The sequence below is a fragment of the Shewanella sp. AS1 genome (genome assembly GCF_021412565.1).
Lineage (GTDB): Bacteria > Pseudomonadota > Gammaproteobacteria > Enterobacterales > Shewanellaceae > Shewanella.
Genome location: NZ_JAKCLJ010000013.1, coordinates 74150 through 98266, shown reverse-complemented (window position 1 = coordinate 98266; position 24117 = coordinate 74150). Strand labels below are relative to the sequence as shown.

The following is a 24117-nucleotide window of genomic DNA, read 5'->3' as shown; positions in this document are numbered from 1 at the left end:
CAGCTTCTAATTTGAACTCTGCACTGAATGTCGGTCTTGTGTTCTTCATTTCTACCACCTTTTTTCCGGAAGTGAGTCTATCACTTCGTCTATTCAGGTGGCCAAATTCACTATGCCACTACAGTTTTAGCCCCAATGGTGCTTGCTCACCTGGGGACTGTTAGACTGCAATCTTCTGAAGCCTTAACTTTTATCCCCTGGTCGATTAAGACCGCCGAGCCCAACTCTTTATCTCCCCCTCCGATTAGCTGAACTGGGTTTCTTTGCAGATCCATCGCTTATTTTATTAACGCGTAATTCCGCCTGCTCCATTTTTTGAGCCGTATTCACACGGCAGAGCAGAGGACACATATCAGCTATTTGGAGAATTATTATGAAATCATTTACGACTTTTGCTGCCCTTATTGTCTTAGGTGCTAGCCTTGTTGCCGGTACAGCTAATGCGACTACTTTAGTGGTGCCATCTCAGTTAGAGGTGCAATCCGGCGCGACAAGCATGAGTGCTCAGGCACAGGTGGTGAATCTTGAGCAGGGTAAACAACTGCTTGAGCTGGTGTATCGGGATATGTTTGCCGACAACGCCGATGATTCGGGTGCCTGGATAAGATCTGCGTCCCTCTTCTTAACCCTCAATGTGGCTCAAGAGGGGCAATATCGCCTGCAACTGCCTAAGATAGCCAGCAAAGAGGCGCAAGCCTTTATCAAGCAGCCCAAGTTGCAACTGGTCTCCCAGCAGGGGCAAGTGAAGCAGGTTGCTTTGCTCGATCACCAACAGCTGATGACTCAGCTTTGGCAGGCTCAGTAGATAACTGAAGAGAGTAAGATTCTGAATGAAAGTGGAATACGAGTCGCTTCCCAACTCGATCTAGCTGAAATTGTTCGATGAAATGTGAACTTTATCAGTGTTATTTCACTTTTTGATGATAGACTTGTAGCCATCTCATTATCAGGAAATATCATGCGTAATACGCTGCGTCACCGTACATTAGTCATATTTAGCTTGCTCGCTATGCTGAGCCAGTTAGTGCTGACTAATGGTTTTGCCATGGTGTCTTATGCGCAAGCGAATGAAATGCCGGTAATGCAGATGGCCGATAGCGCCGACTGTCATCAAGTCATGGTAGAGACACAATCTCACTGCTGCGATGATGATCAGAAGATGCTTCCCGCGGATCAACATTGCTGCGATGGCAATGGATACTGCAAGGGAGATTGTAGTCACTGCTTAATGATTTCGGTGACAGGCACGCTATTTACCGTGAAGTCTTGGTCAGGCTTTCGCGGTTCAGAGTCAATTCAGACCATTCAAATGCCTCATTTTCACTCCATCATTTTGGGCTCAGTCCTGCGCCCGCCGATTGCCTAATACAGATCTATTTTCTGTTTTTTATTAATCGTTTAAATTTAATTTATTATTTTAAATTATTAGGTTATTCGTTACAGGATCTCTGTTCAGGTAACTTTTCTGCCATGTTGGCGGTCAAGTATTCTGCAGAATAAGGCGAGCTAAACCCGCGGTATCCTCAGTGCGATATAACCTAGATGAATCCGGTGTCTATTGTTTAGTTTGTGCTTATTCTAGGCCAATGCTCAATAGCATCATTTTGATGGAGTTAATCAATGAAAACCCTTATCAGCCTAGTGTTAACAGCGTTCCTAGTTATGACAACGGCACCTATGGTGTATGCAGAAGCGCACGCTCATGGTGACCACAGCGCGCAAACCTATCACTGTCCCATGCACCCAGAAGTGACTGGTGAGAAAGGGGATACTTGCCCTAAGTGTGGTATGAACTTAGAGATGGTTAAAGCTTCAGCTGAGCATCATGGCGCCAAAAATTGTGACAACTGTCCCCACAAACATGAGATGCAGGCCAAAGGTGAATACCACTGTCCAATGCATCCTGAGGTGACAGGTAAGAAAGGGGATACTTGCCCTAAGTGCGGTATGAACCTAGAACCAGTGAAAAGTGCTAAGAGTGCCGAGCACAAGGCTCAGCATCATCAACACTAATTGATGAGTGGAAGTGAGGCATTATGAATCGTTTTAATATGAAAAATGGTCGTGGTAACTTGGCTTATTTATTAAGTTTTTTCCTGGTTAGCGCGCCCCATCTCGCCCATGGTCAACTCAATGCCATGGCGAACGAAGTCAATCACGAGCAGCATCAGCATGCTCAGCAGAAAACCTATGCCTGCCCCATGCACCCAGAAGAGACCAGCCACGAAGCTGGCAGTCGCTGCCCTAAGTGCAACATGTTTCTAGTGGAAGTGGAGCAGCAAGAGACAGACGCGCATCAGCATGAGATGAGCGCCCAGAAAACCTATGCCTGCCCCATGCATCCTGAAGAGACTAGCCACGAAGCGGGTAGTCGCTGCCCTAAGTGCAACATGTTTCTAGTGGAAGTGGAGGAGGAAGAGGAACTGGGTGGCGCGGATAAGAATGGACCAATGGATCATTCAGCCATGGATCATTCAGCTATGGAGCATAGCAGTGCGGATCACCGCGGTATGACTGCCAAGGAGGATATCCTCAGTCAGGCCAAGCCTGCGCCATTAAATTCAGAGCCTTCGATCAAATATGTCTGTCCTATGCATGCACATATTATCAGTGATGTGCCCGGCACTTGCCCTATCTGCGGCATGAATCTAGAGAAGGTGGAAGTGGGCGGCAGTCAGCATGAGGTACAGATCGATGTTTCAGGCAGCATGCAGCAGGCGCTGGCACTGAAAGTCGCTAAGGTCGAGAAAGAGACTTTGCAAAGATTCGTTAGTTCTGTGGGCCAGGTGGGTTATGACGAGAGTCAGATCACTCATGTTCACGCTAGGGTTAACGGCTGGCTCGAAAAGCTGAAAGTGAAATCCGTGGGTGACAAGATCACTAAGGGACAGCTCCTGTATGAGATCTATTCCCCCGATCTGATCAATGCCCAGGACGATTACCTGCTGGCCATTAGCAGCATGCGCAGCTCTGGCAGCAAAGATTATCAAGATTTAGTGCGCCGAGCGGGTCTGCGTCTCGAGTTGTTAGGCATGAACCGCAGCCAAATAGAGCAACTGGCAAAAGGGGGGAAGACCCAGTATCGGGTGCCTTTCTATGCGCAATCTGACGGCATAGTGAAACAGCTCTCGGTTAGAGATGGTATGTATATTCAGCCCTCGACAGAAGTGATGTCTATGGTGGATCTCTCAAAGGTCTGGGTGATCGCCGATGTGTTTGAAAATGAACAGAGCTGGATGGAGATAGGTCAGCAGACCAAGGTTTCTGTGCCCGCCATGGGATTGGAGGGGATTGAGGGCAAAGTCGATTACATCTATCCCGAGCTGGATCCTGTGACCCGCAGCCTAAGAGTACGTATTGTGCTGCAAAATCCCAATATCACTCTGCGCCCTAATACCTTAGCTAAGGTGGAGATCTTAGGCGGTCCTAATAAGGATGCCTTAGTGGTGCCGCAGGAGGCCTTGATCCAGACCGGTCAGGCGAACCGGGTGATAGTCAAGCAGGATGACAACAGCTTTGTCGCCCGCGAGGTGACTGTGGGCATGCTGTCCCAGGGTAAGGCGGAGATCCTCAGCGGTATCGAGGAAGGCGAGCGAGTGGTGATTTCAGGTCAGTTCCTATTGGATTCAGAGGCGAGTCTGAAAGGCAGTCTGATGCGTCTTAGCAGTGGCCATCAGCACTAGGAGCCAGCATGTTAAAGAATATAATTGAAGGCGCCATTCGACAGCGATTTATGGTGCTGATTGTCAGTCTGATGATCACCGTATGGGGTGTGCAGGAACTGAGAAATACCCCCCTCGATGCCCTGCCGGATCTGTCCGATGTGCAGGTGATCATCAAGACACCTTACGCCGGGCAGGCGCCCAAGCTGGTGGAGGAGCAGGTAACCTATCCGCTCTCCACCGCCATGCTGGCTGTGCCCGGAGCCAAAACCGTGCGCGGTTACTCCTTCTTTGGTGACTCCTATGTGTATGTCATCTTCGAAGATGGTACCGATATCTATTGGGCCCGCTCGCGGGTACTGGAATATTTAAGTCAGGTCAGTAGCCGCCTACCTCAAGGGATCCAGCCTTCTCTGGGGCCAGATGCTTCTGGGGTTGGGTGGATCTTTGAATATGCCCTGGTGGATCGCTCTGGCAGTCTGGATCTGTCGCAGCTGAAGAGTCTGCAGGACTGGTATCTGAAACTCGAGCTGCAAAGTGTGGCCGGGGTGTCGGAAGTGGCGACCGTGGGCGGCATGGAGCAGACCTATCAGGTGGTGGTCGAGCCCGATAAGCTCGCGCTCTATAAGCTGGACCTGGCCAGCATTAGGAATGCTATTACCCGCTCCAATAGCGAGGCGGGCGGCTCAGTGATCGAGATGGCCGAAGCCGAATATATGGTGCGCGCCAAAGGCTATCGACAAACCTTAGACGATTTTCGTGAGATTCCATTGGGGATCACCAGCCCGGCGGGAACGCCGCTGTTACTCAAGGATGTGGCAACTGTACGTAAGGGGCCGGCTTCACGTCGTGGTATAGCCGAACTGGATGGCGAAGGCGAAGTGGTCGGCGGCATTATCGTGATGCGTTACGGTGAAAATGCCTTGGCGACCATTGAAGCGGTTAAGGCAAAACTCTCCCAGTTAAAGGCGGGTCTGCCCCAAGGCGTTGAGATAGTCCCCACCTATGATCGCTCGCATCTGATCGAGAACTCGGTAGATAACCTGTTCCATAAGGTGATCGAAGAGATGGTGGTGGTGACTATCGTCTGTCTGCTGTTCTTGCTGCATGCCCGCTCAACGTTAGTGGCGGTGATCACCTTGCCTCTATCGATTCTCATCGCCTTTATCGTGATGAATAAGATGGGCGTCAATGCCAACATCATGAGCTTAGGTGGGATTGCGATTGCCATCGGTGCTGTCGTGGATGGTGCCATAGTGATGATTGAGAATATGCACAAGCATCTTGAGCATTTTAAGGATCAGCATCAACGTGGGCCTGACAATATAGAGCACTGGAAGATAGTGGCGCAGGCCTCGGTTGAGGTTGGCCCCGCGCTCTTCTTCTCACTGCTGATCATCACCCTGAGCTTTGTGCCTGTGTTCTCTCTTGAGGCGCAGGAGGGACGTCTGTTTAGTCCCCTGGCTTACACTAAGACTTTCGCCATGGCGGCCGCCGCCGTGTTGTCGATCACCTTAGTGCCTATTCTGATGGGCTTCTTTATTCGCGGTAAGATCCCTAAAGAGACCAGTAATCCTATCAGCCGCGTGTTAATCGCCCTCTACAAGCCGGCACTCAATGTCGTGCTGCGTTTCCCGCGTATCACTCTGGTACTGGCTTTGGCAGCCTTGATCAGCGCCTGGTATCCGGTGTCTCATTTAGGCAGCGAATTTATGCCTGAATTGGAGGAGGGGGATCTGCTCTATATGCCCACAGCCTTACCCGGGATCAGTGCCAGTAAGGCGGCCGAGGTGTTGCAGCAGACCGACAGGTTGATCAAGACAGTGCCCGAAGTGAAGCGGGTGTTTGGTAAGGTGGGCCGCGCCGAAACCGCCACGGATCCTGCGCCGCTGACCATGCTGGAAACCACTATCATGCTCAAGCCCCGTGAGGAGTGGCGTGAAGGGGTGACCTTGCAGGGTATCATCAAGCAACTGCAGCAGACGGTGAAAGTACCGGGCCTGACCAATGCCTGGGTGCAGCCCATTAAGACGCGTATCGATATGCTCTCAACCGGGATCAAGACGCCAGTGGGCATTAAGATCACCGGGGCGGATGTCAATGAGTTACAAAAAGTCGGCGCCGATATCGAGGCTATCCTCAGCCAGCTGGCTCACACCAAATCGGCCTATGCCGAGCGTGTGGGCGGCGGTCGATATATAGATATCACGCCTAAGCTGGATGTGGCGTCCCGCTATGGTATGTCGCTGACCGATATTCAGGATGTGGTGCGCTTTGCCATTGGGGGGATGCAGATAGGTGAGTCGGTGCAGGGCGCCGAGCGTTACCCCATTAACCTGCGTTACCCCAGGGCGCTGCGTGACAATATCGAGAAGCTGCGTGAGTTGCCTGTGATCACTAAATCTGGGCATTATCTACCGCTGCGTAATCTGGCCGATATCGAGATCACCGATGGCGCGCCTATGCTCAAGAGTGAGAACGGCCGTTTGATCTCCTGGGTGTTTGTGGATATCGATGCCATCTCGATCGGCGAGTATATCGAGCAGGCTAAAGCGGCGCTGGACGAACAGTTGACCGTGCCCCCCCGCTATAGCTACACCTTTGCCGGTCAGTATGAGTATATGCAGCGTGTGGACGCCAAGCTCAAGAAGGTGATCCCTATGGCCCTGGGGGTGATCTTCATCCTCTTAATGATGACTTTTGGTTCCACCCTGCAGGCGAGTATTATCATGCTGAGTCTGCCTTTCGCCCTGGTGGGCAGTACCTGGCTTTTGTATCTGCTTGACTACAATATGTCGGTTGCCGTGGCCGTGGGTATGATTGCGCTGGCCGGTGTTGCCGCCGAATTTGGGGTGGTGATGCTGGTGTATCTCAATAACGCCATTAAGCACAGGCGTGAGCAGGGGGAATACCATACGACAGAAGATCTCAAGGCCGCGCTGATCGAAGGTGCCGTCATGCGCATTCGCCCCAAGGCGATGACAGTGGCGACCATCTTCTTCGGCCTGCTGCCCATCATGTGGGGCGCAGGTTCGGGTAACGATGTGATGCAAAAAATCGCCGCACCTATGGTGGGCGGCATGATCACAGCGCCTCTACTGTCGCTGTTTGTGTTGCCTGCGCTCTATTTGCTGATTTATCGTCGCAAGTTAGATAAGCATTCGGCCGAGAAGTAAGGCAGAGCCCCAGTTTAAAACGCGTTAAGGCTTATCTTAACGCGTTTTTTATTGGGTAATTTTTACTTTAAGGGAAAGCCCTTGGCCTAATCTGACGATGGCTGTGGCAGTAAGGTGATCACAGAGAAGAAGCCCTCCTGAGGATCGTTGAGCACAGCGAAGCGACCCACATTGGGAATATCCGTTGGAGGCACGCACACTTTACCGCCTATCTCAGTGGCCTTGGCGACTATGGCGTCGCAATGTTCTACCATCACATAGGGCATCCAGTGGGATGGCATATCGCCCCACTCGGGCGTCATCTCCATCATGCCGCCGATGGCGGTGTCCCCGACTAGCCATTCACAGTAATCGAAATTTTCCATGACAGAGATATGGGTAAACCACCCCAATACTTTGGCGTAAAAGGCTTTGGCTAGGTCTGGTTTACGACAGGCCAGTTCGACCCAGCAGAAGGTATTGGGCTCGTTTTGGCGCATGGCACCAATATGCTGCTTGGCCTGCCAAAGGGAGAACACACTGCCTTCGGGATCCTGGCACTGCGCCATGCGACCTGCCTCGCCGACATCGTGGGGGCCGAGCATCACTTTGCCGCCATGTTGTTTCACTAAGGCCAGGGTGGCCTCGAGATCGTTAACTGCAAAGTAGACGCCCCAATGGGTCGGCACCTGAGCATCTATCATGGATTGAGGCAGTTGATAGACGGCGGCGACATCATCATCGCCTATGGCGAACATGGTATAGGTGCCGTCGGGAGTGGGCATCTCTTTGAGTTGCCAGTCAAACAGGGCGCTGTAAAAATGTTTTCCTGAGGCCGCTTCGCGACTGGCCAGTTCTATCCAGCAGGGCATACCTTCCTGATAATGCGAAACTTTCATGATTCGATCCTTGGTGTTATCCGATTCGATTTAATTAGTTAAGCGGCTTTTGTAGTTTCTGTCTATCTAGGCGTGATTTTGTCTGAGAAAAGCGGTGTAAAAAAGGTGCCGCAGGGCACCTTTGATGACTTAATAGCGGCAGTGTCAGCCTCAAGCACCGTAGGTAGGTAGCAGATCTGCCATGGTCAGCAGATGACAGGCGGCTGTGATGATGCCATAGATGATGACTATCGCGATGACCAGCGTGCCGCCGGGCACTTTAAAGCCCTGGCTGTCCGGGAAGAGTTGTCTCGCCTTATAGGCCATCAAGGCCGGTACTATGGCCGCCCAGATGGTAGCCGCCAAGGCAGCAAAGCCGATGGCAATTAAAAAGCCATTTGGGAAGAGTAATCCCAGCAGAGTCGGGGGGAAGAAGGTCACTGCGGCGGTCTTCAATCGTCCTGAGGTAGACTCATCAAAATCGAATAGATCGGCCAGATAGTCGAATAAGCCTAAGGTCACGCCCAAAAAGGAGGAGGCCACGGCCAGATTGGCAAACAGGGTCAACATAGTGGTCAGCCAGTCGCTGGCCATCACATCCGACAGTGCCGCAACCAGCACCCCCATGTTACCGCCCTTGGCGATAATATCCACAAACTCGCTGCGGGCGATATTGCCCATGGTGGCCACCAACCAACAGAGATAGATGATAAAGGCGATCAGTGTGCCTAAGGTGATGGCCTTAGCGATCGTGCTGGCATCTTTACCATAATATTTTACTAGGCTGGGCACATTGCCGTGATAGCCAAAACTCACCAGCCCGAAAGGAATAGCCGCCAGCAGATAGGGCAGATAGCTGGCTTCACCGTCCGGGCTGAAGAGCTTGACCGGCTCCACTTCGATCAGTAGGTTGCCGATCGCCAGAAAGAAGGTGATGATCATACCGCCAAGCATGATACTGGTGATGCGATCGACCGCCTTGGTGCTGATAAAGACTATGGTGGCAAGGCCTAATGCGAACACCAGTCCCGCGACACTTTGGGGCAGGCTGATCCCTAATCCCTGCAGACTGTGATTGACTATCGAGCCGCCGCCACTGATATAGGCGTAGGCCAGAATATAGAGCACGAACGCGATGGAGAGGCCATTGACTATGCGCCAGAAGTTGCCCAGTGTCGCCCGAGTTAAGGTATCGAAGCTGGCACCAGGTTCGAAGTGCAGGTTGGTTTCCAGCAGAAGTAAGCCTGAGACCAACATACAGAACCAGACCCCAAGCATCATCAGCAGCGAATAGCTGAACCACATACCGGCACCGACCACGGGCAGGGAAAACATCCCCGCACCCACGGCAGTACCGGCGATGATCATCGCGCCACCAAACAGGGATTTATCGGAAATCGACTGTTTGGCGGCATTCATATGATTGGCCATTAGGTATGAGATTCCGTATTTACGCTATCGACTATGGTTTGCTTCACCGAGGAACGCAGCAGTTGATTGGCGCGATCGCGAATACGCTCAATTTCATCAAGCTTGACGTTGTCAGACAGATAACCTAATTCCTTGAGCTTAACGCTTAAGGTGCCATAGAGTTTCTTATCGTAGAACTCAGGCGCGGTAATGCCATGCAGTGCGCCCAGACGTTGTGCCAACTGATGACTGTCGCTCTCTAGGCTGGCGCGCTCAATATTGGGTCTGCTGGCCATAATATTGAAAATAATGGCATAACGATGCATGGTTTCGCTTATCGTCCCGGCCAGCAACAGTAGTTGATTGAGGCTGTCTGGCTTGACGCTCAGACCGTTCGACTCAGTGATAAGCGACTGCTTAATAAAGAGATCGAGCAAGTTAGAGACATAGCCGGGCAGATCTTGAATGCTCATAAAGAGTTCGGCTTTGAGCAGAGGATAAAAGTCTTCCACCGTGCTGATGATCTCTTTGCGGTTGCAATGCTCAAGCTGAGTCAGGCAGCTGGCCACCAGAGAAGGGATCACCATTAAATGAATGATATTATTGCGATAATAGGTCATCGCCACCGCGATGCTCTCATCGATGGAGATAATATCGCCTAGGGGATCGCTATCGAGCCTGAGTTTCTTCAGTTCTAGACCCTGACTCACCAGCTTGGCACCATCGCCCTCGACCACAGAGGCAAATTGGGTATAGGGCAGCTCTTTGAGTAGCGAGAGATAGAAATCCAGTTGTTTCTCCAGCTGAGAGCGTTCCAGCGCATTCTGCTCCGAGGCCAGCAGCACTAAGCTGGTCAGAGTGACCGAGCTGACCGCTGCGGCATCGTTGATACGTGTCATCACCCGATTGGCCAGGGTGTTGACCACAGGCGTAAGCCAGCTGGGTTTCTGCTCGGGATCTTGAGCTATCTCTTCGCGCCAGTCGGGCACTTGTTCGCTCAGGTAATTATGCAGGGTAATAGGCTCACCAAAGTTAACATAGCCCTGGCCGAAGTTCCCCAGCTTGCGTATGGCACCAAACACTTGCCAGACAGACTCTTTCTGTTTTTTCTTACCGCTCAGCTCTTTATGGTAGGTGGCCACTTCCATCACATGGTCATAGCCCAGATACACAGGGACTAAGGTGACCGGGCGCTCGACACCGCGCAGCACGCTGTTAAGTGTCATGGCTATCATGCCGGTTTTCGGAGCCAAAAGACGCCCGGTACGGGAACGACCACCTTCGGTGAAGTATTCCACCGAATAACCTTTGGTAAACAGCTGATCCAAGTATTCACGAAACACGGCCGTGTAGAGCTTATTGCCGCGGAAACTGCGGCGAATAAAGAAGGCGCCGCCACGACGGAACATGGGCCCCGCCGGCCAGAAGTTGAGGTTGATGCCTGCTGCAATATGGGGCGGCACCATGCCTTGATAGTAGAGAATATAGGAGAGCAAGAGGTAATCCATGTGACTGCGATGACAAGGCACATAGACGATTTCATGGCCGTCGTGGTGCAGCTGACGTATCTGCTCAGCACCTTTGATATTGATCCCTTTGTAGAGCTTGTTCCAAAGCCAAGTGAGAAAACGTTCGGCGATGCGAACCAGACTATCTGAGTAATCGGCGGCGATCTCATCGAGATATTCCATGGCGGTTTCGCGGGCCTTGGCCTCTGAAATCTTCTTGCTTTGTGCTTCCTCCTGAATCGCTTTTTGCATCGACTCAGATTTGAGCAGGGCATGGAAAAGATTTTGCCTGTTAGGCAAGACGGGACCCGTCATCACCTTACGCTGACGGCGGAAGTGGACTCTGGCCACGCGCGCTAATTTCTGCGCGATGCGTTTGTCACTGCCGTGGTTATCTGACATGTAGCGCAGCGACATGGCATTGGAAAACTGCACGAAATTATGACGACCCAGGAATAAGATCATCAAACATTTACGCAGCCAGCTTGGGCTTTCTCGCTCCAATACCGCCGCTTTCATTGTGTCATCTTCTTTGCCCGGTGTGCGCCCCCAGTAAAGGCTGACAGGCACCAGTTGCATATCCAGATCTTGCTGTTGCTGGTGCAACTTAAGCAGATGAGTAAAGTCGTTGAGATAATATTCGCTGTCGTTACGCTGGCCAAACAGGGGTTTTGAGCCTTGCAGACAGACGATACGCGGGCAGTCTATGCTTCCGACTTTGAGCGGTTCATAGGGGCTGGGTAAGTTGAGTCTGTCGGTGATCTCGCTCAGCGCCGCGATGTCGCTGATGGATTTGGTTTTCATCACATAGATCAAGGGACGGCTTGGGTCTAAGTTAAGATCCTCAAAGGGATGCTGTGGCACCACAATAGTGTGGACCAACTTATTTTGAATCCAACGTAAGGATTTAAGCCAAAAAGAGTCTGGTTTGGACATTATTTTTTGTATGCATAAGAGTCATTGTTAATAGTCCTATAGAATACCAGAAAATAAGTAGCAATCCCTAATTTGTGTCACAGGCTTTAGCGAACGGGCAGGCTGGGCTGCTGGGGCTATTCGTGGCGATTTGCAGCCATTTCTCTCGATTTTGTTTCTATTTTTTAGAATAGTTTGTCGCATTTAATGCGATTTAACTGCATTTATTAGATATATATAATTGCCCCATTGTTGATTAAGTCGATACATCTTTTGGAGTGAATTATGGCTAAAGTATTAGTGTTGAAATCGAGCATTTTAGGTGATTATTCACAATCGGCTAAATTGATCGCCCATTTAGAACAGGCCTGGCAGGCGCAAGGCGCACAGGTTACCGAGCGTGACCTAGTGGCTAATCCCTTGCCAGTACTCGATGGTGAGATTGCGCTGGCACTGCGTGGTGGTGATGAGTTGTCACCTAAGCAGCAGCAAGCCTTGGTGCTTTCTAACGAGTTAGTGGAGGAGTTAAAGTCCCACGACACTCTAGTGATCGCGGCGCCTATGTATAACTTCAGTATCCCGACTCAATTGAAGAACTGGATCGATCTTATCGCCCGCGCTGGTGTGACCTTCAATTACACAGAAACAGGCCCAGAGGGTTTGATCAAAGGTAAACGTGCGATTCTGGTGACCACCCGTGGCGGCGTGCATAAAGATGGCACAACCGACCATGTGGTGCCATACCTGAAGACGGTACTGGGCTTTATCGGTATCGATCAGGTAGATACCATCTACGGTGAAGCCTTGAACATGGGCCCAGAAGCCAACGAGCAAGGGATCAATCAGGCGATACAGAGCATAGATGCACTGGTCGCTTGAACAAATAGTGGCATAAGCAGCATAAAAGAGTTGCTTAAGTAAAGAGTCGCTTAAAAAAGAGCTGCTTAACTGCAGCCATCATTTTCTCATCATCCCTTCATCATTCTCCACTAGAAGGCGTCTGCGGCATTGCCCCAGACGCTTTTTTATTGAAACCATTGAGCTGTTAAATGGCGCGGCTCATATAGACGCTGTAGGGGGCGTCCCGGTAGTGGCTAAAAGGCTGACAGTGCTCGAAGCCAAATTTTCGGTATAGGGCTCTGGCCGGAGTAAAAAATGTCACCGACCCTGTTTCCAGGCTAAGTCTGGTGATCCCAAGTTGTGCGGCATCTGCAATCAAATGGTGCAACATCAGGCTGCCCAGACCTCGTTGTCGATAGGCATGAGTGGTGCGCATAGACTTGAGTTCACCGTGATATTTATCCAGGCGTTTAATGGCGCCACAAGCCGCCAGATGATCGCCATCCCATAGGGTCCAAAAGCGAATTTCTGGCTGTGAAAGTGATTGTAAATCAAGGGTGTGAACGCTATCGGCGGGTGAGTGTGCGTACATGTCATCACAGTGTTGCTGCAGTAACTGCACGACATTGGCATGGGTGATAAGACCGAGAACAAACTGCATAGCAACTCCATCTTTTGCAGGGGATAGGCATAAAGGATTTTGCAAGGTATATGCCAGCGTACCGGCTTTTTTACCGGCTAATAACGGCTCAGTGAAAGCCGAGCCGTTATTAGTGGTTGAACTAGAACTTGTGGCCTAATCGTCTGGCGGTTATTCCTGCCAGCGTTTGAAAATGAGCGAGGTATTGATGCCGCCAAAGGCGAAGTTGTTACTCATCACATAATCTGTGTGTAGCTCGCGGATCTCACCTTTGATGTAATCGAGCTTGCCGCAGGCGGGATCGATATTGTTAAGGTTAAGGGTCGGCGCGAACCAGCCTTCATTCATCATCTCTATGGTTAGCCAAGCCTCTAAGGCACCGCAGGCACCTAGGGTATGCCCTGTGTAGCTTTTTAGCGATGAGATTGGCATATCTTGCCCAAATACCGCCTCGGTGGCCTGGGTCTCGGCGATATCGCCTCTGTCGGTGGCTGTGCCGTGGGCGTTAACATAGCCTATGGCAGTGGGCTCAAGCTTAGCATCCTTGAGTGCAAGACGAATAGCCACTTCCATGGTGTCGGCGTTGGGCTGAGTGACATGTAGACCATCTGAATTGGTGCCATAGCCCACCAGTTCGGCATAAATTTTGGCGCCACGGGCCTTGGCGTGTTCCAGCTCCTCTAGTACTAAGGTACAGGCACCTTCGCCTATGACCAGACCATCACGATCGCGATCGAATGGGCGTGGGGTCTGTGATGGTATGGTGTTTTTGGTGCTGGTGGCAAACAGGGTATCGAAGACCACGGCTTCTGTGGGGCAGAGCTCCTCGCCGCCGCCCGCCAGCATGAGATCTTGCTGACCATATTTGATCGCTTCATAGGCGTATCCAATTCCTTGGCTGCCAGAAGTGCAGGCGCTGCTGGTGGTGTGGATCCGGCCCTTGAGGCCGAAGAATACCCCCACATTAACCGCTGTAGTATGGCCCATCATGCGGATATAGCTGGTGGCGGTAACCCCGGACATATCCCCATTTTTGAGCATGTCACCAAAGGCGATAAGCGGATCAGTACTACCGGTGGAGGAGCCATAGGCGATCCCCATGGCGCCCGAGGTGACCACAGGTGAGTCAAAGAGCGCCGCGTCGATAAGCGCCTTTTCGCTGGCCCAGGCCGCCATCAGGGAAACGCGTCCCATGGAGCGAATTCGCTTACGCGAATAGTGAGGGGGTTTTTCAAAGTCGGTAACAGGGGCCGCCAGGCGGGTATTGAGTCCCTCATATTTGTCCCACTCAGGCATAGTGGTGACGCAGTTTTTCTGTGCCTTGATGCTGGCGGCGATACTGGGCCAGTCATGACCCAGCGCGGTGACACCGCCTATGCCTGTGACCACGACGCGCCTGATTGAATTTGCCATTAGATCATTCCACCATTTACTGAGATAACTTGCCGGGTGATATAGGCGCCATCTTCGGACAGGAGGAAGTTGGCCAGCCCCGCGATTTCATTGGGTTTGCCCATGCGGCGCATAGGCACTAGGTCATTCACCATCTCCTTGGGAATATCCGCCACCATATCGGTTTCAATCAGGCCGGGGGCGATACAGTTAACCGTGATCTTGCGCTTGGCCAGCTCCAGACTCAGTGCCTTAGTGGCGCCGATAAGACCGGCCTTGGAGGCACTGTAGTTCACCTGCCCCCGGTTACCCGCTATGCCAGACACAGACGCCATTGTGATGATCCTGCCGCCTTGACGAGCTTGGATCATAGGCATGACACAAGGCTGTACTACGTTATAGAAACCATCCAGATTGGTGTGCACCACGCTGTCCCACTCCTCATCCGTCATGGCGGGGAAGGCGGTGTCGCGGTTGATACCGGCGTTTAAGATAACCCCGTAGTAGGCGCCATGCTCGGCGATATCGGTTTCGATTGCGGCTCTGACCCCTTGGCGGTCGGCCACATCAAACTGAAGACAAGTGACCTTGACGCCTAAATCGCTAAGCTCGGCCTGAGTCGCCTGCGCCGCAGCGGCATTGCTGTGAAAATGCAGGGCAATATCATAACCGCTCTGAGCCAGTTTCAGCGCGATGGCCTTGCCTATGCCGCGGCTGGAGCCGGTAACGAGTACGCGTTTGTTGTTCATAGTTGGGCTTCCTCACGTCCTTGAATGCTCTCAGAGATATAAGCCTGGGTATCCTGAGGTTGGAATACATTGATGTTGGCCTGGGCGACGATTTTGCCTTGATGAAGTATCTGGCAATCGAACACCGCCAGACCATTATCTTCCTGATACAGACGGCTGACCCTGGTCTGGTAGGTTTCGCCCTGAATAAAGGTATCGATATCGAACTTGAGCTTACGTGTGCCCAGCAGGAAACCGATGCGGATAGGTTGCAGGGCAGCCTTGGCCTCGATCCCGGCAAGCGCCGCAATACTCTGCGCCATATACTCTATGCCCACATAGTTAGGCACGCCAGCGAGTTTAGTGTCGAAATAGGCGCTGTTTTCGCTGATACAGGTTTGGGTCAGCAGGGTATCTTCCTGATGCTCAAGCAACAGATCTATCAGTATCATGGGTTTACGATGGGGAATATAGTCGGCCACATCGAGATCCATTAAAGGGTAATGGGGGCTTGTCTGACTCATGCTTGGCTCTCATTTCGATAAAAGATCAGGCTGGCGTTACTGCCGCCAAAGGCGAAGGAGTTACTCATCACATACTTTAAGCTGCGCCCACTCTCGTTGGTGAGCGGTTCATCCGTGGCCGATACGTTAATGCCGGGTGCGTCGGCAACAAAGGGTAGCATAGGGTTGGACTCGTCCCACTGTCCATCGTTCACCTGGGGTGGCAGGCGCTGGGCGAGATTATGCTCAGACAGCAGGAGATAACAGAAGGCGGCTTCGATGGCACCGGCGGCGCCTAGGGCGTGGCCTGTCATGGGTTTAGTGGAGCTGACCTTGGGCAGCTTTTGGCCGAAGACCTGCACTAAGGCGCGGCTCTCCATGGCATCGTTTTTTACCGTCGCCGTACCATGGAGGTTGATGTAATCGATCTGCTCCGGCGCTATGTCGGCATCTCTGAGCGCCATCTCTATGGCGGCGATGGCACCTTTACCTTCCGGATGGGGCGCAGAGATATGATGGGCGTCACTGGACTCGCCCACACCGGCGAGTTGAATGTCCCCTTCGCCTCGCACCAGAGTAAACAGGGCCGCACCTTCGCCAATATTGATGCCGTCACGGTTACTGCTGAAGGGCTGACAATGGCCCTTAGAGACAGACTCCAAAGAATGAAAACCGTTGAGGGTCAGCTTACACAGGCTGTCGGCGCCGCCGACTATCACCAGATCGCAAAGCCCTGCATTGAGCAGGCGTTTGGCGCTGGCGAACACTTTGGCGCTGGAGGAGCAGGCGGTAGAGACGGTATAGCAGGGGCCATTGAGGTCGAAATAGTGCTGCAAAAACTCGCTGCTGTTGCCCGGTTCCTGTTTGGAATAGAGGTAATCCTGAGGGAGTGAGCCATGCTGGGCGCGATAGGCCAGCGCCTGCTCGCCTTTGGCTATGCCTGAGGTGCTGGTGCCAAGGACAACACCGATGCGATCCCTGCCATAGGTCTGTTTGGCCTCAAGCACTTGTTCTTCAATCTGCATGGCCGCACTGAGGATCAGCTGATTATTGCGGCACACAAAACGGGTCAGGTGAGCGGGGATCTCGGGCAGAGGGCCATCGACCATACCGACCAGCACCTGAGTGTCGGGGATCAGATCGCCGCGCCATTGCATCCCGCTTGTGTCGCCATTTAGCAGACGGGTCAACACCTGCTGCTTGTCTTGGCCAAGGGGGGTACACAAACCTAATTGTGTGATGGCTATTGTGCTTATTTTGCTCATAGGGCTCATAGGCTGTTTCTTTTTGGCTTATCGTTATTGGTTTTATGCCAGTGGCGTTATCTTAAGGGTTAATTTTGCCTGCTCGAACGTCAATATCACCTGGGCTTGCCAGGGGGAAGTTTGACTATAGCGGATCTCAAGCACCTGAGTCTGAGTATTATCGCTATATAAGCCCCTGCAATGGGTCGCCTCACAGGCTATGGTGCGTAGCACGGCGCCACGCAGCTGAAGATTGGCCTCTTCTATAGGCCAGTATATTAATTGCAGCAGCGCGAGCAAGTATTCTCCCTTAAAAGCCTCACCCAGCAGGGCACTCTGCTGGCTCTCTAACCGCTTTCCATCGAAAGTCAGGGTAAACAGCGCTTGGCCTAAGGGGGCGAGTCCCACCAGAGTCAGCTGCTCTGGTGTCAGTTCAAGCTGGCTGAGTAGCTGATGCTTGCTGCCATCGACCTCAAGGTTCACCTTCTGGGTCTGACTCAGACTGAGATCATTTTGCAGTGGCGCCAGACAGTAGCTCACATCGCTGGTGAGATTCATGCAGGTATCCCGGTCCAGACGCTGGGCGCAGCCGCCTATTGTGAGTATCAGGCCTAACATCAAACAGAGCGTCAGGCCGAGCGGTAACAGGGAGCTCCATTTCATCGGCATAATTCGACAACCATATTCAGGCGCCGCTCAGACTCGGTAACGAAGGGGTTGTTTTCATCCCAGGCGTAACCGGCCAGAATCGAGCAGATCATCTGTTTAATCTTAGGATTGGGATTTTGATAAAAAATTACATCCTGAAAATGGCCATCATACCAGGCCTGGACATAGGTTCTGAAGGTGTCGACGCCGCGCATCAGGGGGGTAGCATAATCCTGCTGCCAGTCGACTGTCTCACCATCGAACTGGCGCACTAAGGTCTTAACAGCCATGGAGGCCGATTGCATGGCTATGGTGACCCCGGATGAGAATACAGGATCGAGAAACTCCCCGGCATTACCCAGCAGGGCAAATTTATCGCAGCCTAAGGTGGAGACATTGGCCGAATAACCATTGAGTCGGCCGCAATCGCGGATAATTGTCGATTTCGACAGGAGGCGATTCAGCCTCGGCTCCTCGTTCACCAGCCGCATCAGTGTCTCTTCAAGGGGCTCCCCCTCATCACCCAGCAGGTGCGGTTCACCCACCACGCCCAGGGAGCAGCGACCATCACTGAAGGGGATGAGCCAGTACCAGATATCCCGGTTGACTGGATGGACACTGATGAGGATCTTATCACGATCGAACAGGTAATCTTCCATCTCCACCTGATCGATATTGTCCCGAATATGGGTAAAAATGGCGCTACGACTGGGGAGGTTAGAGGGTTTTTCCAGATCGAGTAGGCGGGGCAATACCCGGCCAAAGCCGCTGGCATCCAGGATAAATTCGCACTCTACCTCAAACTCCGTCTGAGTGTCATCGACCACTGTTAGTCTGGGGGCGCCGCTCAAATCCACAGCTGTGACCGTTTGGCCATAGCGGATCTCGACCCCTTGCTCAGCTGCGGTATCGGCCAGTAGCTTATCGAACTCGCCCCGCTGCACCTGAAACGTGGTGCCTGGGCCTGGGGTAAATTTATCGGTAAAGTCAAACAGGGTGGCGCGGCCATTGGCATTGAAGGCGGCGCCATTTTTAAACTGAAATCCGGCTGCATTGACTGCCTCAAGCATATTGGCTTCTTGGATCACCTGCATACAGCAGGGCAGCAGGCTCTCGCCTATGGAGAAGCGCGGGAAATGCTGTTTCTCCAGCACCAGTACCCGTTTGCCCTGTTGGTGCAGCAAACTGGCGGCGATACTGCCAGAGGGGCCTGCGCCGATAATCACAACATCATAACGGCAGGAGCCAGCTAGGTTTGAATGAGTCACTTAGTATTCCTTGTATAGGTGTTTATCAGTGGCGAAAGCAGGAAGGTCAATGCGATGCCAAGCAGCAGGGTTAAACCGAAATAGTGGATGGCCGGTGTCTGGCTGAATGCCAGTAAACCAAAGGCCATCAGGGTCGAGCAGGCTGACATAAATACCGCCATCATCACCCCTTGCCCCTGGTGACTCTCGGCGAAGAACAGGCTGTAATCCACCCCTATGCCGAACACCAGGATCAGCGCCAGGGCATGAAACAGGGTCAGGGGGGAATCGAATAATCCCAGCAGAGCCAGTGTGAAGAGCGCGGCCACAGCGGGCACGCCAGTGACCAGCAACGCCAGTTTAAGGCCAAAGCGTAGCGAGAAGATGATAGCGGCGAGAAGCAGTGCCAGTGCCAGCAGACCTAAGGTTAGCTGGCGGTATTTTGCCATCACACTGGAGATATCGGCCACCTTGTCCACCAACTGTACTTGGGTAAAGGGGGCAATAGTTTCTTGCAGATTGGTCAGATCCTGAATGCCGCCCAGTAGCACTATGGAACCATAGTTGGCGCTTTGGGCATCGGGCGCGAGCCAGAGCGGCGCGAATTGCTCTCCCGCCTTGGAAGCGAAAAAAGCGCTAGGCTCGATATAGCTGGCAGCATTCGCCTGGTATGCCTGCGCCAGTGGCGATGCCAGTGCTGAGTCCAGTCCAAGGTTTGCCAGAACGTGCGGGAGATTATGGTAGATCTCCCCCTGTAGCCGGTAGTTTGTCTGCTGCTTACTGAGGCTTGGAAGATAACTCGCCAGATTGATGCTGTTTTGGATCGCCCCTTGTTGCTGTAGTTTCTCCAGCGGTTCGCTCAGGGCTTCTAAACGTTGCAGCAACTGCTGTGGGTCATCGGCGCTTACCAGCAGAAACTGATTATCTGTGCCGCCGCTCAGTAGCTGTCTGACTTGTTGCTCCTGCTGCATCACAGCCTCAGGACTTTTTTGCAGTGCGCGAATATCATCGTTGACCCTGAGCTGGCTTAGCCCCGTTATACCGATAAGCAGGGCTATGCCAACGGCTATCAGCAGGGTGTGGCGGCTCGCCCCTTTTAGTGAGGCTAGGCGGCTCAGATAATTCTTAGCTAAGGCCAGAGGCTGAGGTCTGGGTTTTAACGCGCCATTGGCAAGCTTGGGGTAGGCCAGCAGCAGGGTGAGATAGGCACCTATGAGCCCCGCGGCGCAGAAGATGGCCACCTGCTGCATGCCGGGAAAGGGCGTTAAGCCTATGCCTATGTAGGCCAGCACTGTGGTGAGTAGCGCCAGTGATGCGGCGGGGAAGATACGCACTATGGTTTGGCTGGCATTCTCTTGGTTATCACTATCACTATGGCAGAGACGCTCACAATAGAAGTGAAAGCTGTAATCGATGGCGATGCCGATAAGGCTGGTGCCAAAGACTAGGGTCAACAGGTGCAGCTCGCCAAACAGAGTGAAAGTCGCACTTAGGGCAAACAGCAGGCTGGTGGCTATGGTCAAGCTGGCTATCCCTAAGGGCAGAACGGAGCGAAATGCCAGCCAGACCAGCAGTATGACGCCAATCAGAGAGGCGGCTCCTAAAGTGGAGACTTCCCGCTTGGCCTGAATCGTCGCGGCGCTGGCATGAAAAAGCGCGCCCGCCTTAAGCACCTTAAGCTCGGCACTTGGATCTGCTTGTTCGAGTACCGTCCGGGTTGTCTCTAGCGCCCTGTCTAGAACCTGGTTTTGCCACGCCTGAACGCTGGGGCTAAAGACGCTGCCGACCCCTTTTAGCATAACAATCGCGGCAACATGGGGCTCGGCTTGATCAGAACCTGGCATCTTAGAGAGCAGTATCCCCTGCTCGCTGCTCAGCTGTTTACCTGGCGCGAGTGCGGCGAGATTATCGGGATAGAGCAGCAAGGGGTCTTGACTGAGCAGGCCGCTATTAGCGTAACCGAAGGGGTTATAGATCTGCGCGAGCGCCTTGTTGGTGAGTGCCTGAAGTTTCCCCTCCGCCAGAAGCTTAGCCTGGGTCTCAGTCAGGAGTTTAAACCTGTGGCCAAAGTAGAACTGATTTAGCGCCTGAGCATCCTCGCTGCCCGCGCTGCTAATCTGGCTAAAGGTATTCTTATGAGGCGCAAGTTCGGCCATCAGCCTTTTAGCGGCGCGGATCGACTCGGTTTTACTTGGCGTAACCAATGCGATATAGAGGCGATCGGCTAGTTCTTGTTCGACTCGGTTAAGCGCCTTCTGAGTCAGGGGCGTCTCATCGATTTTGGGCAGCATGGCCAGGATGTCGCTCTGGATTTTAGCGCCCTGATAGAGCTGAATACCACCGAGCGTAGCCATGAAAAACAGCAGCAGTATCCACAAGGTAAACTTGACCCTGCTGCTGATGCGATCCAATCCTTGGCTGAGAGCGGCGATCATGGCTTAGGCGTTTGCTCCGTCGCTTCTGTGCTGGCTGGCGTCTCGAAATAACTGAGCTGCGTCTCGGAAAGCCGAGCGTTACTGAGTTCGCTGAAGCGGATCTGACTAAAATCGCCGTTATGATTAAGTAGGGTGAGTGAGTCGAGCCTGTAGCCTGGCGTTGCAGGATGCGCTTCTGACTTAGCTTCTGACTTAGCTTCTGACTTAGCTTCTGACTTAGCTTCTGAGTTAGCTTCTTGTTTAGCTTCTGGCTCGACATTCAATACGATGGCTTTCATCGCCTTGGCGATCAGGGGATCTAAGGGGACGAGTCCCAGCTGCCAGCGGGTCTTATCCTGCAATAGGTGCAGGCTAAATTGTTGTTTCAGCGGGACGATCTCTCCCTGCAGCAGCGCTTGCATCAGAGTTGGGATCATCTGAGCTAATCCCTGAGCCTGCTGGTTCTCATCGGCGTGAGTGATCTGCTTCTGCCCCTCGCTGTCGATCTGAATCAAGGTGTCTTGGGTTAAAATCAGGCTGCTGGAAAATGGCGCCGTCTGTATCCATGCCAGGCCCAGTTGCTGGTGAAAGAAAAATGCCCCCTGGCTCAGCAATGGTTTTTTCAGCACTTGCAGATGGCGGGTCTGGGTAAACTTGCCCTGGGCTTGCTCACCCATATCGAGCGACTGGCTCAGTTCACTGAGTTTGGCATCATCGGCAGGGGCGGCCAGTAGGGCGGCAATCTCGTCAGTCGCAGAGAGGTCATCTGCCGCGTTAGCCTGTGCCTGACCTATTCCAAGTAACAGGCTGAAAAGCACGATAGACAGGCATCTGAGCATCTTATGCTTCTCCATGAATATCGATGACCAGACGAGAGTGGCGATTTTCTCGCCCAAACCTGGTTGCATCAACCGACGCAGCTCCAGACTAACCATCTTACGCTTCCCCATGAATATCTATTAGGTGGGCGATCTTGTCGCGAAAACAATCCGGGGTGATAAGACACAGCTCCTTATCCGCCATACTGACGGCCGCCTGTATGGTGTAACCTTTTGTCAGTCGGCGATTACTTTCAAGGTCGCGCACCTCATAGGCAATCTTGATGCGATTTTCCCACTCGACCAGAGAGGCAATCACCTTAATTTTCTGCTCGAAGGTGCTGGACTGGGCATATTTGACCTGCACATCCACTATGGGCCAGGCGTAGCCTGAGTCCTGCATCTGGCGGTAGCCATAGTCTATCTCGTCCAGCAGTTGACAGCGGGCCACCTCGAAGTAGCGCAGATAGTTGCCATGCCAGGTGATCCCCATCATGTCGGTATCGAAGAAGGGGATGGTCATCTCCACTTCTGTGGTTAATAGTGACTTCATCGGCTTTCCTAGTGACACACTTCCCAGTAGCCCTGCTGGATCTTCTCGATCGTCTGACGCAGCACGCCCTCAAGAGGTCTGTCCTCGATCAGCGGCTCAAAATCTTGGCTGACCTGCTCCAACGTCTTGGCCACAGAGGGGGTCAGAGAGGCGGCTTTCAGTTCATCTCGGTCGATGCGAAGCTTGATCCCTTGGGTCATGGCCAGCAGCGCGGCGGCGGCAACCTGCTCAGTTAGCTGCAGTACCCGCATACAGTCGCGGGCGGCTATGGTGCCCATGCTGACCTTATCTTGATTATGACACTCGGTCGAGCGGGAGAAGACGCTGGCGGGCATTGTCTGTTTGAGCGCCTCTGCGGTCCAGGCCGAGACACCTATCTGCACCGCCTTAAAACCGTGGTTGATCGCACTGCGGGCACCGGTGGAGGCCGACAGGTTGGCCGGCAGGCCATTGTTAAACTTAGGGTCCATCACTAGTGCCATCTGACGGTCGATGAGATCGGCAATATTGGCTATGGTGTTTTTCATCGAATCCATCACGAAGGCGATATGGCCACCATAGAAGTGACCGCCGTGGAGTATATGTTCCCCCTCGCCATCGACTATGGGATTGTCGTTGGCGCTGTTAAGTTCAGTCTCGATAAACTGGCGCATAAAGGGCAGGGCATCTTGCAGCACGCCGATAATATGGGGCGCGCAGCGGATGGAGTATCTGTCCTGCAGGCGATCTGAATTGCGCGGATGATGGTGGTGATTGAGGTCGTCGCGGATCCAGGCGGCGATTTGGTTCTGTCCAGGATGGGGCTTGGCGTCAAACAGGATATCGTCGAAATGGTTGGAGTTACCCTTAAGCGTCAAGGAGGCCATGGCCGTGATGCGGCTGGCCAGACGCGCAAGATATTCACCGCGAGCAAAAGCCATACAGGCGATAGCTGTCATTACGGCGGTGCCGTTCATCAGCGCTAGTCCCTCTTTGGGTCTGAGTTTCAACGGCGTGATATTCAGCTTGTTAAACACCTTGGCTGTCTCCTGGCGCTCGCCCTGATAGATCACCTCGCGTTCACCCACTAAGACAGCGGCAAGGTAGGAGAGGGGCGTTAAATCGCCGCTGGCGCCCACAGAGCCCTCTTCGGGGATCACAGGGACAATATTGAGGTTTAATAGTGTTTCGATGCGCTCTAACAGCTGGTAGCTCACGCCGGATTTACCCACGGCCAGTGAGTTCAGGCGGCAGGCCATCACGGCGCGGGATTGCTCGACAGACAAGATCTGTCCCAGGCCGCAGCCGTGAAAACGTGACAAGTGCAGTGGCAGTTCATGCACCAGATCTAATCCCACTGTCACAGTGCAGGAGTCGCCATAACCTGTGGTCACGCCATACACGACTCCCTCTTCAGCGAGCAGGCTGTCGATAAAGCGGGCACCTTTCTGGATATATTCCTGATACTCTGGCTGCCTATTTAGCTGTACCTGAGCCCCTTTGGCAACGGCGACCACTTCTTCTATGGTGAGTGCGCCCTGACCAAACTGAATAACGCTCGCCTTTGAGCTTGCTTGATTCAT

At 52.8% G+C, this 24117-nt stretch carries 20 protein-coding genes and 1 pseudogene; 7 read left to right on the top strand and 14 right to left on the bottom strand.

Annotated features, from left to right (window positions below; all coding sequences use genetic code 11):
- The first annotated feature begins 373 nt into the window (after window positions 1-373).
- From LZP69_RS14525 to LZP69_RS14505, 6 genes and pseudogenes are all read left to right on the top strand, one after another.
- Entirely contained in the window at window positions 374-805 is a 432-nt protein-coding gene (locus LZP69_RS14525) for a DUF2057 family protein (RefSeq protein WP_234201437.1), read from the top strand.
- Window positions 806-958: 153 nt separating this feature from the next.
- Complete coding sequence (locus tag LZP69_RS14520; RefSeq protein WP_234201436.1) at window positions 959-1366, top strand: hypothetical protein; 408 nt, start codon at window positions 959-961, stop codon at window positions 1364-1366.
- Window positions 1367-1662: 296 nt separating this feature from the next.
- Window positions 1663-1800: pseudogene (locus LZP69_RS16750) on the top strand (heavy metal-binding domain-containing protein); the annotation flags it as partial.
- Window positions 1789-2013: a heavy metal-binding domain-containing protein gene (locus tag LZP69_RS16745; protein ID WP_442800688.1), complete on the top strand. Its 225-nt coding sequence runs from the start codon at window positions 1789-1791 to the stop codon at window positions 2011-2013. The pseudogene LZP69_RS16750 and the gene LZP69_RS16745, both read left to right, overlap by 12 nt.
- A gap of 23 nt (window positions 2014-2036) precedes the next feature.
- Window positions 2037-3683 carry an efflux RND transporter periplasmic adaptor subunit gene (locus LZP69_RS14510; RefSeq protein WP_234201434.1) on the top strand — a complete coding sequence of 549 codons (1647 nt, stop codon included), beginning with the start codon at window positions 2037-2039 and terminating at the stop codon, window positions 3681-3683.
- 8 nt (window positions 3684-3691) lie between these two features.
- A complete protein-coding gene (locus LZP69_RS14505; RefSeq protein WP_234201433.1) occupies window positions 3692-6838 on the top strand; it encodes an efflux RND transporter permease subunit in 3147 nt (1048 codons plus the stop codon).
- An 86-nt stretch (window positions 6839-6924) separates the two neighbouring features.
- Here the strand turns inward: LZP69_RS14505 and LZP69_RS14500 are convergent, their stop codons facing one another.
- From LZP69_RS14500 to plsB, 3 genes are all read right to left on the bottom strand, one after another.
- Entirely contained in the window at window positions 6925-7716 is a 792-nt protein-coding gene (locus tag LZP69_RS14500) for a VOC family protein (RefSeq protein WP_234201432.1), read from the bottom strand.
- A 150-nt stretch (window positions 7717-7866) separates the two neighbouring features.
- Entirely contained in the window at window positions 7867-9126 is a 1260-nt protein-coding gene (gene mtr / locus LZP69_RS14495; RefSeq protein ID WP_234201431.1) for a tryptophan permease, read from the bottom strand.
- Complete coding sequence (plsB, locus tag LZP69_RS14490) at window positions 9126-11549, bottom strand: glycerol-3-phosphate 1-O-acyltransferase PlsB (RefSeq protein WP_234201430.1); 2424 nt, start codon at window positions 11547-11549, stop codon at window positions 9126-9128. The genes mtr and plsB overlap by 1 nt, the downstream gene beginning before the upstream one ends.
- Before the next feature lie 264 nt (window positions 11550-11813).
- Between plsB and LZP69_RS14485 the strand changes: the two genes are divergently transcribed.
- Window positions 11814-12407, top strand: a complete 594-nt coding sequence (locus LZP69_RS14485; RefSeq protein ID WP_234201429.1) for an FMN-dependent NADH-azoreductase — start codon at window positions 11814-11816, stop codon at window positions 12405-12407.
- Between the two features lie 166 nt (window positions 12408-12573).
- On the opposite strand, the gene LZP69_RS14480 is transcribed toward LZP69_RS14485, so the two are convergent.
- From LZP69_RS14480 to LZP69_RS14430, 11 genes are all read right to left on the bottom strand, one after another.
- On the bottom strand, window positions 12574-13029 hold the full coding sequence (locus tag LZP69_RS14480; protein ID WP_234201428.1) for a GNAT family N-acetyltransferase: 456 nt from the start codon (window positions 13027-13029) through the stop codon (window positions 12574-12576).
- Window positions 13030-13179: 150 nt separating this feature from the next.
- A complete protein-coding gene (locus LZP69_RS14475) occupies window positions 13180-14421 on the bottom strand; it encodes a beta-ketoacyl-ACP synthase (protein ID WP_234201427.1) in 1242 nt (413 codons plus the stop codon).
- Window positions 14421-15149 (bottom strand): 3-ketoacyl-ACP reductase FabG2, encoded by a 729-nt coding sequence (locus tag LZP69_RS14470; RefSeq protein WP_234201426.1) that lies wholly within the window; start codon window positions 15147-15149, stop codon window positions 14421-14423. Before LZP69_RS14470 ends, LZP69_RS14475 begins: the two co-directional genes overlap by 1 nt.
- Window positions 15146-15652: a hotdog family protein gene (locus LZP69_RS14465; protein ID WP_234201425.1), complete on the bottom strand. Its 507-nt coding sequence runs from the start codon at window positions 15650-15652 to the stop codon at window positions 15146-15148. Before LZP69_RS14465 ends, LZP69_RS14470 begins: the two co-directional genes overlap by 4 nt.
- Window positions 15649-16896, bottom strand: a complete 1248-nt coding sequence (locus LZP69_RS14460) for a beta-ketoacyl-[acyl-carrier-protein] synthase family protein (RefSeq protein WP_234201424.1) — start codon at window positions 16894-16896, stop codon at window positions 15649-15651. Before LZP69_RS14460 ends, LZP69_RS14465 begins: the two co-directional genes overlap by 4 nt.
- A 42-nt stretch (window positions 16897-16938) precedes the next feature.
- The gene (locus LZP69_RS14455; RefSeq protein WP_234201423.1) at window positions 16939-17544 is read right to left on the bottom strand and encodes a DUF3261 domain-containing protein; all 606 of its coding nucleotides are present in this window, start codon (window positions 17542-17544) and stop codon (window positions 16939-16941) included.
- Window positions 17535-18791, bottom strand: a complete 1257-nt coding sequence (locus LZP69_RS14450) for an NAD(P)/FAD-dependent oxidoreductase (protein ID WP_234201422.1) — start codon at window positions 18789-18791, stop codon at window positions 17535-17537. The genes LZP69_RS14455 and LZP69_RS14450 overlap by 10 nt, the downstream gene beginning before the upstream one ends.
- Window positions 18788-21205, bottom strand: a complete 2418-nt coding sequence (locus LZP69_RS14445; RefSeq protein WP_234201421.1) for an MMPL family transporter — start codon at window positions 21203-21205, stop codon at window positions 18788-18790. Before LZP69_RS14445 ends, LZP69_RS14450 begins: the two co-directional genes overlap by 4 nt.
- The gene (locus LZP69_RS14440; RefSeq protein WP_234201420.1) at window positions 21202-22119 is read right to left on the bottom strand and encodes an outer membrane lipoprotein carrier protein LolA; all 918 of its coding nucleotides are present in this window, start codon (window positions 22117-22119) and stop codon (window positions 21202-21204) included. Before LZP69_RS14440 ends, LZP69_RS14445 begins: the two co-directional genes overlap by 4 nt.
- A 1-nt stretch (window position 22120) precedes the next feature.
- Window positions 22121-22555 (bottom strand): acyl-CoA thioesterase, encoded by a 435-nt coding sequence (locus tag LZP69_RS14435; RefSeq protein WP_234201419.1) that lies wholly within the window; start codon window positions 22553-22555, stop codon window positions 22121-22123.
- Between the two features lie 8 nt (window positions 22556-22563).
- Window positions 22564-24117 carry an HAL/PAL/TAL family ammonia-lyase gene (locus LZP69_RS14430; protein WP_234201418.1) on the bottom strand — a complete coding sequence of 518 codons (1554 nt, stop codon included), beginning with the start codon at window positions 24115-24117 and terminating at the stop codon, window positions 22564-22566.

Coding starts and splice junctions, on each gene's coding strand:
- LZP69_RS14525 (WP_234201437.1), top strand. CDS start 374: ATGAAATCATTTACGACTTTTGCTGCCCTTATTGTCTTAGGTGCTAGC.
- LZP69_RS14520 (WP_234201436.1), top strand. CDS start 959: ATGCGTAATACGCTGCGTCACCGTACATTAGTCATATTTAGCTTGCTC.
- LZP69_RS16745 (WP_442800688.1), top strand. CDS start 1,789: ATGAACTTAGAGATGGTTAAAGCTTCAGCTGAGCATCATGGCGCCAAA.
- LZP69_RS14510 (WP_234201434.1), top strand. CDS start 2,037: ATGAATCGTTTTAATATGAAAAATGGTCGTGGTAACTTGGCTTATTTA.
- LZP69_RS14505 (WP_234201433.1), top strand. CDS start 3,692: ATGTTAAAGAATATAATTGAAGGCGCCATTCGACAGCGATTTATGGTG.
- LZP69_RS14500 (WP_234201432.1), bottom strand. CDS start 7,716: ATGAAAGTTTCGCATTATCAGGAAGGTATGCCCTGCTGGATAGAACTG.
- mtr (WP_234201431.1), bottom strand. CDS start 9,126: ATGGCCAATCATATGAATGCCGCCAAACAGTCGATTTCCGATAAATCC.
- plsB (WP_234201430.1), bottom strand. CDS start 11,549: ATGTCCAAACCAGACTCTTTTTGGCTTAAATCCTTACGTTGGATTCAA.
- LZP69_RS14485 (WP_234201429.1), top strand. CDS start 11,814: ATGGCTAAAGTATTAGTGTTGAAATCGAGCATTTTAGGTGATTATTCA.
- LZP69_RS14480 (WP_234201428.1), bottom strand. CDS start 13,029: ATGCAGTTTGTTCTCGGTCTTATCACCCATGCCAATGTCGTGCAGTTA.
- LZP69_RS14475 (WP_234201427.1), bottom strand. CDS start 14,421: ATGGCAAATTCAATCAGGCGCGTCGTGGTCACAGGCATAGGCGGTGTC.
- LZP69_RS14470 (WP_234201426.1), bottom strand. CDS start 15,149: ATGAACAACAAACGCGTACTCGTTACCGGCTCCAGCCGCGGCATAGGC.
- LZP69_RS14465 (WP_234201425.1), bottom strand. CDS start 15,652: ATGAGTCAGACAAGCCCCCATTACCCTTTAATGGATCTCGATGTGGCC.
- LZP69_RS14460 (WP_234201424.1), bottom strand. CDS start 16,896: ATGAGCAAAATAAGCACAATAGCCATCACACAATTAGGTTTGTGTACC.
- LZP69_RS14455 (WP_234201423.1), bottom strand. CDS start 17,544: ATGCCGATGAAATGGAGCTCCCTGTTACCGCTCGGCCTGACGCTCTGT.
- LZP69_RS14445 (WP_234201421.1), bottom strand. CDS start 21,205: ATGATCGCCGCTCTCAGCCAAGGATTGGATCGCATCAGCAGCAGGGTC.
- LZP69_RS14440 (WP_234201420.1), bottom strand. CDS start 22,119: ATGGTTAGTCTGGAGCTGCGTCGGTTGATGCAACCAGGTTTGGGCGAG.
- LZP69_RS14435 (WP_234201419.1), bottom strand. CDS start 22,555: ATGAAGTCACTATTAACCACAGAAGTGGAGATGACCATCCCCTTCTTC.
- LZP69_RS14430 (WP_234201418.1), bottom strand. CDS start 24,117: ATGAATCAAGCAAGCTCAAAGGCGAGCGTTATTCAGTTTGGTCAGGGC.